Origin of the sequence: Gilliamella sp. wkB178 (assembly GCF_001690705.1) — a bacterium.
Classification (GTDB): domain Bacteria; phylum Pseudomonadota; class Gammaproteobacteria; order Enterobacterales; family Orbaceae; genus Gilliamella; species Gilliamella apicola_K.
Map to the genome: position 1 here is coordinate 302,211 of NZ_LZGK01000013.1, position 16,403 is coordinate 318,613.

The 16,403-nt window shown below is 38.0% G+C and carries 15 protein-coding genes; 6 read left to right on the top strand and 9 right to left on the bottom strand.

What is annotated here, in order from left to right; translation table 11 throughout:
- The first annotated feature begins 5 nt into the window (after window positions 1-5).
- From ispF to A9G13_RS05635, 3 genes are read left to right on the top strand one after another with little or no spacing between them, the layout of a single operon-like run.
- Complete coding sequence (gene ispF / locus A9G13_RS05625) at window positions 6-482, top strand: 2-C-methyl-D-erythritol 2,4-cyclodiphosphate synthase (protein WP_065556620.1); 477 nt, start codon at window positions 6-8, stop codon at window positions 480-482.
- A gap of 44 nt (window positions 483-526) precedes the next feature.
- Window positions 527-1,549, top strand: coding sequence for a tRNA pseudouridine(13) synthase TruD (gene truD / locus A9G13_RS05630; RefSeq protein ID WP_065556621.1), 1,023 nt, complete (start codon window positions 527-529; stop codon window positions 1,547-1,549).
- Between the two features lie 5 nt (window positions 1,550-1,554).
- On the top strand, window positions 1,555-2,181 hold the full coding sequence (locus tag A9G13_RS05635; RefSeq protein WP_065556622.1) for a protein-L-isoaspartate(D-aspartate) O-methyltransferase: 627 nt from the start codon (window positions 1,555-1,557) through the stop codon (window positions 2,179-2,181).
- A gap of 156 nt (window positions 2,182-2,337) precedes the next feature.
- Here the strand turns inward: A9G13_RS05635 and pnuC are convergent, their stop codons facing one another.
- Together pnuC and nadR are read right to left on the bottom strand one after the other, a co-directional pair.
- Window positions 2,338-3,027 carry a nicotinamide riboside transporter PnuC gene (gene pnuC, locus A9G13_RS05640; RefSeq protein ID WP_065556623.1) on the bottom strand — a complete coding sequence of 230 codons (690 nt, stop codon included), beginning with the start codon at window positions 3,025-3,027 and terminating at the stop codon, window positions 2,338-2,340.
- Between the two features lie 5 nt (window positions 3,028-3,032).
- The gene (gene nadR / locus A9G13_RS05645) at window positions 3,033-4,265 is read right to left on the bottom strand and encodes a multifunctional transcriptional regulator/nicotinamide-nucleotide adenylyltransferase/ribosylnicotinamide kinase NadR (RefSeq protein WP_065556624.1); all 1,233 of its coding nucleotides are present in this window, start codon (window positions 4,263-4,265) and stop codon (window positions 3,033-3,035) included.
- 239 nt (window positions 4,266-4,504) lie between these two features.
- Here nadR and A9G13_RS05650 point away from each other — a divergent pair, with 239 nt between their 5' ends.
- From A9G13_RS05650 to recD, 3 genes are all read left to right on the top strand, one after another.
- Window positions 4,505-6,079 carry a DUF4139 domain-containing protein gene (locus tag A9G13_RS05650; RefSeq protein WP_065556625.1) on the top strand — a complete coding sequence of 525 codons (1,575 nt, stop codon included), beginning with the start codon at window positions 4,505-4,507 and terminating at the stop codon, window positions 6,077-6,079.
- Window positions 6,080-6,448: 369 nt separating this feature from the next.
- Window positions 6,449-8,056, top strand: a complete 1,608-nt coding sequence (locus A9G13_RS05655) for a DUF4139 domain-containing protein (protein WP_065556626.1) — start codon at window positions 6,449-6,451, stop codon at window positions 8,054-8,056.
- A gap of 25 nt (window positions 8,057-8,081) precedes the next feature.
- Window positions 8,082-9,929, top strand: coding sequence for an exodeoxyribonuclease V subunit alpha (gene recD, locus A9G13_RS05660; RefSeq protein ID WP_065556627.1), 1,848 nt, complete (start codon window positions 8,082-8,084; stop codon window positions 9,927-9,929).
- A gap of 106 nt (window positions 9,930-10,035) precedes the next feature.
- On the opposite strand, the gene A9G13_RS05665 is transcribed toward recD, so the two are convergent.
- The 7 genes from A9G13_RS05665 to ybeY all read right to left on the bottom strand — a co-directional run bounded on the left by A9G13_RS05665 (window position 10,036) and on the right by ybeY (window position 16,398).
- On the bottom strand, window positions 10,036-10,761 hold the full coding sequence (locus A9G13_RS05665) for an amino acid ABC transporter ATP-binding protein (RefSeq protein WP_065556628.1): 726 nt from the start codon (window positions 10,759-10,761) through the stop codon (window positions 10,036-10,038).
- A complete protein-coding gene (locus tag A9G13_RS05670) occupies window positions 10,758-11,459 on the bottom strand; it encodes an ABC transporter permease subunit (RefSeq protein ID WP_065556629.1) in 702 nt (233 codons plus the stop codon). Before A9G13_RS05670 ends, A9G13_RS05665 begins: the two co-directional genes overlap by 4 nt.
- 1 nt (window position 11,460) lies before the next feature.
- Window positions 11,461-12,195: an amino acid ABC transporter permease gene (locus A9G13_RS05675; RefSeq protein WP_065556630.1), complete on the bottom strand. Its 735-nt coding sequence runs from the start codon at window positions 12,193-12,195 to the stop codon at window positions 11,461-11,463.
- Between the two features lie 85 nt (window positions 12,196-12,280).
- The gene (locus tag A9G13_RS05680; protein ID WP_065556631.1) at window positions 12,281-13,189 is read right to left on the bottom strand and encodes a glutamate/aspartate ABC transporter substrate-binding protein; all 909 of its coding nucleotides are present in this window, start codon (window positions 13,187-13,189) and stop codon (window positions 12,281-12,283) included.
- A 227-nt stretch (window positions 13,190-13,416) separates the two neighbouring features.
- Window positions 13,417-14,958 carry an apolipoprotein N-acyltransferase gene (lnt, locus tag A9G13_RS05685; RefSeq protein WP_065556632.1) on the bottom strand — a complete coding sequence of 514 codons (1,542 nt, stop codon included), beginning with the start codon at window positions 14,956-14,958 and terminating at the stop codon, window positions 13,417-13,419.
- The gene (gene corC, locus A9G13_RS05690; RefSeq protein ID WP_065556633.1) at window positions 14,951-15,823 is read right to left on the bottom strand and encodes a CNNM family magnesium/cobalt transport protein CorC; all 873 of its coding nucleotides are present in this window, start codon (window positions 15,821-15,823) and stop codon (window positions 14,951-14,953) included. Before corC ends, lnt begins: the two co-directional genes overlap by 8 nt.
- A gap of 110 nt (window positions 15,824-15,933) precedes the next feature.
- Window positions 15,934-16,398 carry an rRNA maturation RNase YbeY gene (gene ybeY, locus A9G13_RS05695; protein WP_065556634.1) on the bottom strand — a complete coding sequence of 155 codons (465 nt, stop codon included), beginning with the start codon at window positions 16,396-16,398 and terminating at the stop codon, window positions 15,934-15,936.
- Between the last annotated feature and the right edge of the window lie 5 nt (window positions 16,399-16,403).

Here is a 16,403-nt window from a genome sequence, read left to right on the forward strand (position 1 = left end):
CCGTTATGAGAATAGGGCATGGATTTGATGTACATAAATTTGCTGGTGCAGGCCCAATCACCCTTGGTGGCGTAAAGATCCCTTATCAATATGGGTTGCTAGCCCATTCTGATGGTGATGTGGTGTTGCATGCGATCACTGATGCCTTAATCGGTGCGTTAGCATTAGGGGACATTGGCAAGTTATTTCCGGATACTGATCCTAAATATAAAGGCATTGATAGCCGGCTGTTATTGAAGCAAACCTATAGTATTATTCAAGCTAAAGGTTATGAGTTGGCAAATCTGGATGTTACGATTATTGCCCAAGAGCCCAAAATGCGCCCGCATGTTGATCAGATGCGAGTGAATATAGCTGAGGATCTTAAGGTCCACTTTGATCAAATTAGTGTAAAAGCGACCACTACCGAGCAATTAGGCTTTACTGGCCGCAAAGAAGGGATCGCTTGCGAAGCAGTAGTATTGTTAACCCGTAAAGGTTAACCGATATATTAAAATCTAACTAAAGATAAACGATAGGCAAAGCAGTGCTAGCAGATGTAAATTATTTATATGGAAAGCCAACTACCACCGGGCAATATAAACAACAATATAGCGATTTTGTGGTTAAAGAAGATCTAGGTTTTGAGTTGACCGGCGACGGTGAGCATGTTTTGGTCTATCTACAAAAGTGTGATTGTAATACCATTTATGTAGCGGAGCAGTTGGCTAAATATGTGGGAATTTCGCCGCGCTTAGTTAGTTATGCTGGTTTGAAGGATCGCCAAGCGGTGACACAACAATGGTTTAGTTTACACATGCCCGGGCAGGCTACCCCAGATTTTGCCGATTTCCAGGTTGATGGTTGCCAAATATTGCAGGTGACTCGGCATAATAAAAAATTGAAAATTGGGGCCTTAAAAGGTAATTATTTTAAGATAATTCTTAGAGAATTATCCGCAAAAACCGAGCTTGATGCTAAACTAACATTAATCCGCCAACACGGTGTGCCTAATTATTTCGGTGAACAGCGGTTTGGCCGCGATGGCAATAACTTAACCCAAGCTTTAAAATGGGCTAATGGTGAGATTACTGTTAAAGATAGGCATAAACGTAGCTTTTATTTATCGGCTGCCCGTAGTGCCATTTTTAATGCTATAGTAAGCCAACGCATTGAACAAAATCTACACCAACAAGTGTTGGTTGGTGATATTTTACAATTAGCGCAGCGGAGTAGTTGGTTTGTAGCGCCAGCAGCAGAGCTGGCCGAATTACAACAGCGATTGCAGCAAGGTGAGCTTAATATTACCGCGCCCATGGTAGGTGATTCGCCACTGGGCACCGAAGCAGCGGCACTGGAATTTGAGCAAAATTGTTTACACCATTGGTCTCAATTCAATGCGCTGTTTAAGCAAGAACGGCTGGCAACCGCCAGACGATCATTGTTATTACGCCCACAGCAACTAGTTTGGCAATGGTTGGATAATAGTAATATTGACATCGGCTTTTATTTACCCGCGGGCAGTTATGCAACCAGTGTAATACGTGAATTGATAATAGGGAATGAGTAAGGGATATGCTAACTCCAAAAATGCAGTCTTTAATTAAATTATTGCGCCAGCAAGGAATCAAAGATGAGCGGGTGTTAACGGCGATTGCTGCAATTCCGCGCGAACTTTTTATCGATGAAGCACTTTCGCACCAAGCATATAGTAATCGTTCATTACCAATTGGTAATGGGCAAACTATTTCGCAACCCTACATGGTGGCTAGAATGACCGAATTGTTGCACTTAGAGCCTGATTCTAAAGTGCTAGAAATTGGTACTGGCTCTGGCTACCAAACTGCGGTTTTGGCTAAGCTAGTTAATTATGTGTGTTCGGTAGAAAGGATCAAGAGTTTACAGTGGAATACTAAAAGGCGCTTGAAGCAACTTGATCTGCACAACATTGCCACCCGCCATGGTAATGGTTGGTTAGGTTGGCCGGAACGCGCGCCCTTTGATGGCATTATTGTTACGGCGGCGGCGTCGGAAGTGCCGCAGAGTTTACTGGAGCAATTGGCTGATAAAGGCCGCTTGGTGATCCCGGTTGGTGAAAATACCCAAGTTTTACAATTGATTGAACGTAATGGCGATCACTTTATCACTCAAGAGATGGAAGAAGTTAAATTTGTGCCATTAATTAAAGGTGATATTGAATAGCAAGTTTCTACCCCGGCTGGTTGTTAATTTATTCATAGCTCTGCCGATTTAGGTAGGTAAATATAGATAGTACAATAGCCAATAAATTGCATATTGGCTATTTTTTATACTCAAACGTATAGTTCTCAGGAAACATCTTGACAAGATGTCGGCTATTTAATTTTTACTTTCTGATTGTTTCCATTCACAAATCCCATAGATAGCATTAAACAAGTAGATTAGGTATTGGGTTGCAATAATAAGATTATCAGTATAAATATTTAGGCCAATCACCAGCACGTTTAAAATCACCCATAAATACCAATTAAATGAATACCGTAGCATTAACAATAGTTGTGCCACCACCCCTAAGCCAAAAATAAAACAGTTAGTAATCAATTGGTAAATAGTATTATCAACCCCAATGGCATTGGTTAGATAGATGTTAAAAAACACCGCGCAGATAAGGAAGACTATGGTATATAAAAATGCTTGTTCATTAAGGGCGCGCACTTTGACACTTTTATTATCATCTTGGTTTTGGTGCCAGGTGATCATCCCATAAATATGCGAACAAAAATAGTAGAAAGTGGGTAGGCTGGCACCAATATTGCCACCTAAAAAATTGGCAATACATTCCCCGGTTACTGCCACCATGCCCAGTAAATTACCGCTATTTTTACGCTTGGCCAGTAAAATCACACACAGCAAACCACAAAACGCTCCAAAATAGGACACCGCGTAGCGCAGATTCAACGTAGTGAACGGATCGGTGTATAGAAAGGCTAAAGTCACGCAAATTATACACAACAGTGGATAAAATTTGTTACGACCAATTAGGATAATGCCAGCGCTTAATTTATTCATAGCGACTATTCCTCGTGGTTAATAAGTTGGTTAACCAAATCAATACAGCGCAAATACCGTTGCTCATAATCCGGTGAATCAATTTGAATATAGTCGATATTATTTTTTTGCAACAGTGAAATCAGTAATTGTTGAAAGTCTTTACGTTGCTTTGGATTACCTAGATGGCGCAAACCATCAGCGACCCATGGAGTATTATTACCAAGTAAAATCACCAGATCAAAACGGTAGTTATTAATCATAGCTTGTAAAAATGGGTGTTCTTTGCCTTCATATTTTTTACAAAATGCTTGGGTAGTCACAAAATCGGTGTCAATAAAGGAAACCTTGTTGGCATGCTTGATCGCAAAATCGATATATTGCGCGTGCCCTAAGGCGATTTTATCGTAATCGGCAAATTGTAATGCACGTTCATCACCACCAAGATGGGAAAATACATAATCGCGACCATATTCCCAAGCACTGGTGGTATTAAATACATTAGCCAGTTTATTAACTAAAGTTGATTTGCCACTAGATTCACCACCTAGAATAGCTACAGTACGTACAAAAAACGGTCTGACTTCGGTAGGGATATATTGCCAGTTTTTTAGTGGAGCCTTACGAATTTGGCTACCACTCACAGGCATAAATTGTCGCGTTGGATCGATTAAAACTGTTTTTAAGTCCAATAAATCTTGGTACATGCTCACGTCTTGCGGTTCGCTGGAATACACCCAATTAGGTTGAATCCCTTTGAGTTTAAATAGTTTTTTTACGCGTTCACTCCATTGTTGCCAACCATTAGGGTAGCTTGGAAGGCCGTCCTCTTCCAATAATTCAATATGAATGTTTTTTTGGTATTTAAATGTTTGTAATAACCAACGCATGCGATCATTAATAGTTGGTTGCCGTGACATGGCGCTTTGTTCAAATAATTGCATGTCGCGCTTAGTGTCAGAACACAGGATGATGAATAGTTCATCAACTTGACTAATAGCCCGTTGAATTAAGTAGATGTGCCCGGTATGTAATGGATAGAATTTTCCAAAAATTACGCCAATTTTTTTGTTGTTATCCGCAGCTTCAATTTGTAAATACTGATGTAATGAATGTAATTTTTGCGCACTGGGATTTTTGATTTTATCGTTAAGCAATTGGCTTAAATAACCTTTAGTCATTTGACAAGCATCGGCAACGGTTTGTAAGGATAAGTTTTTGCGCTTGATGATTTTTTTTAAATAACTGAAGCTACTCATAATGACTCCTTAGTCATATCGTTTTATATTTTTAACTAAATATACATTAATTTATATAATTGTTCAATATATTAAACATAAATTAATGTGTTATTGGTTAAACTATTTAATATAATAAAAATTAACACCAACATGAACTTTCAGCATCGGTATTGAGTGGTGCACCGAGTTAAGATGTGCCAAGTATTATGTTATAGGTATGATAGGAATCATAATTAGATTAATAAAAGGATAAAACAATGAAACTTCAAAAGTTAGCACTATTAGTTGCCCTTATATCGGGCTCGGCTTTTGCCAATAATAATGTCACCTTAAATAAAGTGACATTATTTTTAAAGGGTGCCGAATTACAAGGGCAAGCCAAGGTTGCACTAACTAAGGGCGAAAGTGAAATTATATTAACGGGCATTGCCAATGGCGTAAATCCGGATTCTATTGCGGTGGGTTTTGCTGCCGATAGTAAAGTGAAGATTTTATCAACCAGTTTGCAAAATAATACTGAGGCCAATAAGCCCGCCAATAGTGATATTGAGCCGTTATTAGCACAATTCAAACAATTACAACAACAGTACACCACCACTAATATTCAATATCAAGCAGCGGCGGAAACCGTGGCACTGTTGCAAGGTAATCGTTTAGAAGGCTTAACTAAAACCACGGCGATGCAAGATGCGGTCGATTTTATCAAAACCAATTTAGTTAACGCCTTGAATGAACAATATGCGTTACAAACAGACTTGGATAATTTGAAACAACAGATCGATGATTGCCAACAAAAAATAGATCAGCAACAGGCAGCTACGCATAGTTTGAATAATGCAATTGCGGTAAAAGTGCTTGCCGATAAAGATGTGACCGTGCCGGTGATGGTCTCTTATGTGATCACAGGTGCCGGTTGGCAACCGAGTTATGATGTGCGCGTGACCGATATTAATTCGCCGTTACAATTAACATATAAAGCTAATGTTTACCAACAAAGTGGCATCGATTGGCAAAATGTTGATTTTAGTTTGTCTACAGCCAATCCAAGTGAAGGCATTACCGCACCGGTATTGTCACCATGGCAAATTGATATGTATACCAACGAGAAAAGTGGTTTCTTTTTTTCTAAGAGTGAAAAAGACTATGATGGCATAAGTGCTAGAGTGTCTAAATCGGTCAATCCGATGGCGGATAATGTCTTGATTAATGCCACCGGTATTGATACTCGGTTTGTGGTTAAGTTGCCGTATACTATTAAGACTAATACTCAAGACAATGTATTAACCCTGCAAGACCAACAAGTTGAAGCTAAATACCGTTATGTTTCAACCCCAAAACTCGATAGCAATGTATACTTGCAAGCACAAATTGCTGGTTGGGATAAACTGAATTTATTACCGGGTAAATCAACAGTATTTTTCAATGGCAATTATATTGGTGAAAGTTTTATTACCACTAAAGGTGTGCAAGATACGCTTAATCTGTCATTAGGTCGGGATAAAAATATTTTTATTACCCGTCAACGTAATCTCAAGGAAACGTCAAAACCTACTTTCTTTGGCGATAATATTTCACAAAAATATGCTTATACCATTGATATTAAAAATAGCAAACCATTGCCAATTGACCTTGCTGTTTATGATCAGTTACCAGTGATCCATAACAAAGCTATAACCTTAGAAGATGCCAAATATGATGCTGCCGATTTCAATAAAGAAACTGGCTTATTAACCTGGACGTTGGCGTTACAACCAAGTGAAAGTAAAAATCTTAATCTCAGTTTTAAGTTAACTTACCCTAAAGAGAAAGTGGATGCCATAATTGGTTTATAGGAAAATATTAAACCAGAATTGTGCATATTATTTGAATGGCCAAATCATTAGTTTTGACTAATGGTGTGGCGGTTGCATGTTATCATTTAACCAATGACTTATTAATTTAAGTCATTGGTCTAGCTGAAACAAATAATAACGTTGCTTATTAGGGGCGTTTCCTATCCTTAACTAAAAGTATCTAGCTTTAAATTAGACTCATATATTAAACAAAAATTAATGTGTTTTTATTAGGACTATTTAATATAATGAAAATCAACATGAGCTTGTTACCATAAGTGTTTAGTAGCACACACTAGTTAGTGTGTGCTTAGGGTTATTGTATGCTTATGCTTGGAGTCATAGCTAGACTAATAAAAGGATAAAACAATGAAGATTCAGAAGTTAGCACTATTAATTGCCTTTATTTCGGGCTCGGCTTTTGCCAATAATAATGTCACCTTAAATAAAGTGACGTTGTTTTTAAATGGGGCTGAATTACAAGGAGAAGCCAAGGTTACTTTGACTAAGGGAGAGAGTGAAATTGTATTAACGGGTATTGCCGATAATATTAATCCGGATTCTATTACTGTGGGCTTTGGGGCTGACAGTAAAGTGAAGATTTTATCAACCAGTTTGCAGAATAATACTGAAGTAGATAAGCCTGACAATAGCGATCTGCAGCCATTATTAACGCAATTAAAACAAATACAAGAAAAGCACACCACCACTAATATTCAATATCAAGCAGCTTCGGAAACCGTGGCGCTGTTGCAAGGCAATCGTTTAGAAGGTTTAACTAAAACCACAGATATGCAAGATGCAGTCGATTTTATCAAAACCAATTTAGTTAACGCCTTGAATGAACAATATGCGTTGCAAACAGAATTGGATAACCTAAAAAAACAGCTTGATGATTGCCAACAAAAAATAGATCAACAACAGGCGGCTACGCATAATTTGAATAATGCTATTGTAGTAAAAGTGCTTGCCGATAAAAATGTGACCGTGCCGGTGATGGTCTCTTATGTGATCACTGAGGCTGGTTGGCAACCAGTTTATGATGTGCGGGTAGCGGATATTAACTCGCCAGTACAATTAACTTATAAAGCTAATGTTTACCAGCAAAGTGGCATCGATTGGCAAAATGTTGATTTTAGTTTGTCTACTGCTAATCCAAGCGAAGGTATCACCGCACCTATCTTTACGGCTCCATGGCATATTGATTTGTATAACGTCGAAAAATACCGTTTTGCACCTCAAAAAAATAAACAAGGCCAAATGTATGATGTTGGTATTAGTGGTAAGGCCTCTGAAAATGGGCCAATGGTAAGTGCTGTTTCTCCACTACCCAATAATAACGTGTTAATCAATAATAGTGGTATTGATACTCGTTTTGATGTTAAGTTACCTTTTACTATTAAATCTGGTAGTGAAGATAATGTATTAATCTTACAAGAAAAACCGGTTGAGGCTAAATACCGTTATATTTCAACCCCTAAACTCGATAGCAATGTGTACTTGCAAGCACAAATTGCTGATTGGGATAAACTTAACTTGTTACCCGGTAAAGCAACGGTATTTTTTAATGGTAATTATATCGGTGAGAGTTTTATTACCACTAAGGATGTGCAGGATACGCTGAAACTATCATTAGGTCGCGACAAAAATATTTTAATCTCGCGCAAACGAAATATTAAAGAAACTTCCAAGCCTTCATTCCTTGGTAATGATATTTCACAAAAATATGCCTATACTATTGATGTGAAAAATACTAAACCGTTGCCAATCGACATTGCTATTTATGATCAGTTACCAGTGATTTTAAATAAAGCCATAACTCTTGAAGATACTAAATATGATGGGGCTGATTTAAATAAAGAAACCGGATTATTAACTTGGACACTGTCATTACAGCCGAGTGAAGCTAAAAATCTTAATCTTAGTTTTAAGGTGTCTTACCCTAAAGACAAAGTTGATGAAGTAATTGGCTTATAGACATAATTAACAGAAAGAAAATCGCATGTTATCCGAATGGCTAAATCAGTTTAAAAAAGATAGTCAAGTAAGTTTGCTAGATATTCATTTAGCCAACTTTTTAACTAATAAAGCGCAGTTTACCGATGTGATCATCGCTAAGCGATTTAGCTTTATGGTGTTGTCACTGAGTATGGAAGTAAGAGCCGGGCATGTGTGCTTGGATCTTACTCGCCTAAATCCAACTAATATTGAAGCGCAAGTTTACTTAGATTTATTGTCACCAACTACAAATGATTGGTTAAATGCGTTAGCACAAGCTAAAGCTCAGCAAGTGGTGAGTGATGGCGGTGAATTAGCGCCACTGATTTTTACCCAAAATAAACTGTATTTTCAGCGCATGTGGTTAGATGAACAGCAAGTTGCTAGCTACTTTAATCACACAATGTTGGATGAGCTCACAGTTAAGCAAGCTGATCTAAAACAGATCCTCGAGCAACTGTTTACCAATAATGACAGAGATATTGATTGGCAAAAAGTAGCGGTGGCGGTGGCTTTGACGCGCAAAGTCGCCATTATTTCAGGTGGTCCCGGTACTGGGAAAACTACCACTGTGGCTAAGATTTTAGCCGGAATCCGTTTAACTAGTCCTAAGGCGAGAATTGTAACGGCTGCCCCAACCGGTAAAGCGGCTTCCAGATTGACTGAGTCCCTAAGCCGAGCGATTGAACAGCTAGAGTTAGCTATACTGAATATTAAAGCCGAAGCTGTTACTTTACACCGATTATTGGGAGCCAAAGCTGATAACCGCACCTTTAGTTATAATAAGAATAATCAGCTGCATGTTGATGTGTTAGTGATTGATGAAGCTTCCATGGTTGATTTGAATATGATGGCACGAGTTATTGAGGCGTTACCACCATCAGCTCGGCTCATTTTGTTAGGCGATAAAGATCAACTCTCGTCAGTTGAAGCCGGAGCCGTATTTGGTGATTTGTGTGCCTTTATTGCCAGTGGTTATAGTAAAAATAGAGCTAATGAGTTAAGCCAATTAACCGGTTATCAAATTCCAGTGCAGCCACAAGCGGCAACTATTACCGATAGTATTTGTTTATTACAAAAAAGTTACCGTTTTAACGAGTCATCTGGCATTGGTTTATTGGCTAATGCAGTTAAAGAAGGGCGTTATTCGACAGTCAATAAGCTACTTGCTGATGCAACCCTTACTGATGTTCAATACCATCCATTAGTGGCACAACAGACTTATCAAGCGGTGCTTGAACAATGTGTTGAACACTATAAGCACTATTTAAACATCATAAAACAACAGCACTCAGCTAATATAGGGGCTATCTTAGCAGCTTTTGCCCAATACCGGTTATTGTGTGCCGTACGCGATGGCTGGTTTGGGGTTGAAGGTTTAAATCGGCAAATAGAAGCGTTATTAGCCAAACACAATTTGATTCGCCATAAACACCAAGACGCTTGGTATATTGGTCGACCAATTATGATTTTACGCAATAGCACAGCTCTAGGACTATATAATGGTGATATTGGCATTACCCTAGCGGCAGAACATGATAGTTCTAAACTACGGGTTTACTTTCCATTTGCTGATGGTTCGATTAAGGGTTTTTCGCCATTTCGATTACCGGAACATGAAACCGCTTATGCTATGACCATTCATAAGTCACAAGGTTCTGAGTTTGATAATATTGATATTATCTTACCGAGCGATTATTCGCCATTATTAAATCGATCTTTACTTTACACCGCCATCACTCGTGCTAAAAAAAACGTGGCAATTTATGCGACCGAGTCAGTTTTATCCCAAGCAGTTAAATCGCAAACTGAGCGCCATAGTGGTTTAGTTAATTTATTGCAAAATAATTAATTTATTTGGTAGGTTAGTCAGTAATGTGGTTAGAGTTTATAAAACGTTCTTAAGACGATCAAAAACAGGGCTTTGCAGCCCTGTGATTTTAACTTAGTGGATGATGTTAGTGAATAATCTTGGCTAAAAAGTCTTTAGCACGATCTGATTGTGGGTTAGTGAAGAATTGTTCTTTAGAGGTATCTTCAATAATTTCACCTGCATCCATAAAGATTACGCGGTGCGCCACCTTACGCGCAAAGCCCATTTCGTGGGTCACTACCATCATGGTCATGCCTTCGTAAGCCAGTTCCACCATAACATCTAACACTTCATTAACCATTTCCGGGTCTAGCGCCGAAGTAGGTTCATCAAAGAGCATGACAATTGGGTCCATACAGAGTGCGCGGGCAATCGCCACACGTTGTTGTTGACCACCAGAAAGTTGCGCTGGGTATTTGTCAGCATGAGCTAATAATCCTACTCGTTCAAGTAGACTAAGTGCCTTTTCACGAGCTTCGTCATCAGAACGACCCAATACTTTGATTTGCGCTAAAGTTAGGTTTTTTAAAATTGTTAAATGTGGAAACAATTCAAAATGTTGGAACACCATACCCACTTTAGAACGTAATTTGGCTAAATTAGTTGCTTTGCTAGTTATTTCAGTGCCATCAATAATAATTTTTCCCTTTTGAACTGGTTCCAAACCATTAACAGTTTTAATTAATGTTGATTTTCCTGAACCTGAAGGTCCACAAACAACCACAACCTCGCCTTTACCAACTCTAGTTGAGCAGTTTTTTAATACTTGAAATTGTCCATACCATTTTGATACATTTTCTAAGGAGATCATCTATTTATCCCTTTCTTAAAATAATTAACTAAACGTGAAGCAGTAAAACAAATTATAAAATAACTCGCTGCTGCAAAAATAATCATTGAATATTTAACCGTGCCACCTTGTACATTACCGATTTGAGTCACACTGGCGCCAAATAGGTCGATTAAGCTCATTACATACACTAACGAGGTATCCTGGAATAGGATGATACCCTGAGTTAATAATAATGGCACCATTGATCTAAATGCTTGCGGTAAAATAATTAAGCGCATAGTTTGGCTTTTGGTCATGCCTAATGCATAAGCAGCATGGTATTGACCTTTGGCTACCGCATTAATACCAGCACGGATGATTTCCGAGTAATAGGCTGCTTCAAATAGCGCAAACGCAATCATCGCCGAAACTACACGCACATCGGCATAAGGGGGAAGATTAAATACATACTTAATAACTTGCGGCAATGCCAAGTAGAACCATAACAATACCAATAATAATGGAATGGAACGGAACAAGTTAACATAAAATTTAGCAAAAATATTAAGAAGCTGATTATTTGATAAGCGCATTAATGCCAGAACCGTACCCCAAACAATCCCGAAAATTACGGCATTTAAGGTGATTTTCGTGGTGAGCCATAATCCACTTAATAATAAATGATAATTATCGAATACCAATGAAGGTATATTTGCAATCCAATCAATTAACTGCATTTTATCCTCCATGACTCATATTAGGTAAGCGGGTATGCTTTTCGACCACGCGCATAATAAATAACACCGCATAGTTAATCAGCATAAAGGCGATAGTAACGCCACATAAAATTTCTACAATGCTATTTGTAGATTCGTTAATACGATCAATTTGCCCAATTAAATCGATTAAACCAATGGTCGAAGCCACTGAAGAGTTTTTAATAATATTGGTCATTTCCGACGTTAATGGCGGGATTATACGCCTGTACGCGTTAGGTAATAAAATGTATTGGTAAGTTTGCCGATTAGTTAAACCAAGTGCCACTCCAGCATATTTTTGCCCTTTGGGTAGGGTTTGGATACCGGTACGAACTTGTTCAGCAATACGTGCGGAGGTAAATAGCCCTAAAGCAAGTGCCGCTGTGATGAACGAACTTACGTTAGGTGATAATCCGGAAATAAACCAGGTTTTTAAGCTGCCGGTTAATAGTTCCGGTAACAGCATATACCACAAAAACATTTGCACTAATAAAGGAATATTCCTGAATAGCTGAATATAGCTAGCGGCAAAGTTTTGTAGCAACTTGCTGTCTAAGGTTCTGCAAATCCCTACTAGCGATCCTAGTATAAAGGCGATGATCCAGGCAGTAACCGCTAAAGAAGCTGTTACCAACACACCGTCTAATAACCAGTTTAAGTAAATTCCATCACCGTAGGGGGTAGAATCAAAAAATAATGTCCAATTAAAACTCATAATATATTTTTATTTTATTAAATTAGATTATGTACTAAATACTGTTACATATTTAGTACATAAGATTAGAAAGATAAGAAAAGTATTAATCTAATGCTTTATCATTAGGATTGGCAAAAAGCTCAACCATCTTAGGCGAAATTTCTAGAGCCATATTTGCACCTTTTGGCGGCACCGGTTGAGTAAACCATTTGTTATATGATTGTAATGCTTTTCCTGATTTTTGGGCATCGGCAATGGTTTTGTCCATTAATTGTTTAAATTGAACATCATCTTTTCTTAACATACAGCCATAAGCTTCGTAAGAAAGTGGTTCACCAACAATTTTCCAGTCTGCCGGATTAATGGCTCGTGAACGTTCACCCGCAAGTAAAGCATCATCCATCAAAAAGGCAACCGCACGACCAGTTTCTAAAGCATTAAATGCATCTCCATGATCTTTAGGGGTGATAATACGAATACCGAGATTTTCGTTACTATTGATTTGATTTAAACGGATTTCCGAAGTGGTTCCCGCTGTGGTTACCACATTTTTTCCTTTAAGATCTTCAATACTATTGATATTGCTGTCTGCTTTAACTAAAAAGCGGGTACCCACAATAAAAATACTATCGGAAAAACCAACAGTTTTTTGGCGTTCTAAATTATTAGTAGTAGAGCCACATTCAAAATCATAGGTATAGTTATTCAATAATTGAATACGAGTTTTTGAGGTAACTGGTAAATATTTCACTTTAAGATTAGGTAAATTTAATTCTTTTTTAACGGCATCCACAATTAAATTAGAATAATCTTGTGAGTAACCAATTACTTCTTGATTATCACCATAATAAGAAAATGGAATAGAAGATTCACGATGACCAACAACAATAACACCACTTTCTTTGATTTTGGCTAATGTACCACTTAGTTCTTCTGCAATCGCTGAACCAGTCATTAGGCCTAACATTGCAAATGATAATACTAATTTGGTTAATTTTGTCTTTTTGTTCATACTAATCTCCTACTGTTTAATTTGTATCATATTAAATTTATTTAATATTTTTACAAAGGGGGTATATTATAACTTATTTTTCTGCATAAAAGTACTTTTTACTGTTTATTTATATATCATTAGAGCCTAGTGAATCCATGGTAGCTTATGGTTTAGTACCAGATTGGATACACCCCTTTAGTTAGTAACCAAATATATTTAAGCAATATTTATGCCAGTATCATTTATTATTTAGTTTTTTTGAAGCAAAGCAGAACAAATAGTAATAGTAGCAACGTGAAATAAGGAATATAGCCCCATTTAGCATAAGGGGTCATACCAGTTGTTGGGGAAAGTGTTTGCGTTAACACTGCGGTTTGGAATTGCGGAAGTTGCTGAATAATATGGCCATGCTGATCAATGATAGCCGTGATGCCATTGTTGGTACTACGGATTAATGGGCGACCAAATTCTATCGCTCGAGCTTGAGCCATTTGTAAGTGTTGCCAAGGACCAATACTGTCTCCAAACCAAGCATCATTGGATACGGTGAGTAAAAAATCAGTGTCGGGAGTAAAGTTTTGCCACACTAAATTCGATAAAATCACTTCATAACAAATAGCGGTAGTGAATTTAAATCCCTTAATGGTTAGTGGCGGCTGTTTTTCGTCACCCGCTTTCATTGCCGACATTGGGATGTCAAGGAGTTCCGCAATCGGCTCTAGTACCGATTCTAACGGCGTAAATTCCCCAAAGGGTACTAAATGGTGTTTTTGATAACGATTAGTGGTTGGGTATTGATAGGGCGTTTCTTCACCTAGCACTAATAGAGTGTTGTAAATGCTACTGTTAGTTGCCAACAAATTATCAGCCGGGCGGAAGTCAATAATCCCTACCGCAATTTCACTTTCATTGGCTCGGGCTTCATTATCTAGATACTGTAAAAAAGGTTGTTGATTTAATTCATAATCGGTAATACTGGCTTCAGACCAGATAATAATCTTACCTTTACTAAAGTTGGCATTAGTAAGTTGAGCATAAGTATTTAGCGTGTTATTTAATTGTTCACTATTCCAACGTAACGATTGGCTAATATTCCCTTGAATTAGGGCAAAATTAGCCGAGCGTTGCGTATCTACGGTAGTCCAATTAATATTATTGAATGAAAATGGTGCAATTACGATCAGCAATAGTGCAATAATAGCACCAAATATGTGCTTTTTTTGCGCGATCGTTTTTAAATGGTATAGGCTGTAAACGACTAATCCACAAACAATAGTGGTGAGTAGATTAACTCCATCAATACCAATAATTGGAAAATAGGCGCGTAAAGGACTATCTAGTTGACTATAGCCTAATTGTAACCAAGCAAAGCCGGTTAAAATGTAACCGCGTAAAAACTCGGTTAATTGCCAAATGATCGGTGCAGCCAGGACTAATTGCTTAAAGGAAAACTTGGGCGCAAAGCGGTCGATTAGCCTAAGTAACAGGCTAAATAGCATGGGGTATAAGGCCATATAAACAACTAATAAGCCTAATATGATTATGGCAACAGCGGTTGGTAATTCACCATATTGTTTAATGCTGATATAAACCCAATGGATACCAGTAGCAAAATAACCAATACCCCAACCAAGACCTATAAATAGGGCTTGTTTTTTAGATTTATCCGCAATTAGCCACAGTAGAGCCGCAAATGAGATAAATGACAACGGCCAAATATGAAATGGGGCATAGCAAAAAACAGCGATGCCACCAGCGATTAAACTAAATATTACATGTTTAAGCATTCTCGGCTAACTCTAAATTAGGCACGGTGGCCCCTTCAGGAATAGTTACATGCAGTTGGATGATCCGCCGGCGATCGGCAATGATGACTTTAAAGGTGTAACCATCAATGGTAATGCTTTCACCGCGTACTGGCAAACGGCCAAAGTGTTGCATGACTAGCCCACCAATGGTATCCATCTCATCATCACTAAAGTTGGTGCCAAAGGTTTCATTAAAATCTTCAACAGGCGTTAGTGCCCGGACTGAATAAACGGTTTGTGATAATCGGCGAATATCACGATCTTCTACTTCATCATATTCATCTTCTATGTCACCAACAATAAGTTCTAAAATATCTTCAATAGTGACTAAACCAGAAACTCCACCAAATTCGTCAATAGCAATTGCCATATGGTAACGCTGTAAACGGAATTCTTTTAACATGTGATCGACGCGTTTACTTTCAGGCACGACTACAGTTGGGCGTAAGATTTTTTTGAGATCAAAATTATTTATGCCTTGGCGAATAAAAATAAGTAGATCTTTAGCTAACAAGATGCCTTCAATATGATCGCGATTTTCACTAATAACCGGGTAACGAGAGTGACCATGTTCGGAGATAATATCTAAACATTCATCGAGAGTGTAATTGTCTTTGATGGTTACAATTTGCGAGCGAGGGATCATGATATCACGAACGCGTTGCTCAGCAATTTCCATTACACCTTCAATCATGTCCAAAGTGTCAGGATCTATCAGGTCATTTTCTTCGGCTTCACGGATAACTTCGATCAATTCTTCTTTGTCTTTTGGTTCCGAATTAAATAATTGATCCAACCATAAGGCGAAGCCTTTTTTGGGTCTCCGGTGATTATCATCACTCATTTGCTCTCATCCTTTCTTGTTGTTAATTTACTTATATTTCTTTATAACTTTGCCATTACATTTCATGATTAATCTTACCACATGCATAAATAATGTAATCGATACTTTTGTTAGTCAATTGCTTGATAAGGATCTGCAAATCCTAATTGTTGCATAATGTCTATTTCGATATTTTCCATTTCTTCCGCTTCTTCGTCAAGAATATGATCGTAACCCAGTAGATGCAAACAACCGTGGACGATCATATGCGCCCAATGTGAGGTTAATGATTTATGCTGTTCTTGGGCTTCGGCTTCAACGATTTGTTTACAAATAATTAGATCACCTAGCAATGGTACTTCAATTTCAATCGGCGATTCAAAAGGGAATGACAGCACATTGGTAGGTTTGTCTTTATGCCGATAGGTATTATTTAATTGTTGGCTCTCAGCAGCATCGACAATGCGGATCGTGATTTCAGCTTTATCCATAAATTGTGGCAAAATAACCTCTAGCCACTGCATAATTTGTGATTCACTTGGCAGGTTTTCATGGTCATTGGTAGCAATTTGTAAGTCTAATATAATTTCGCTCATGGTAG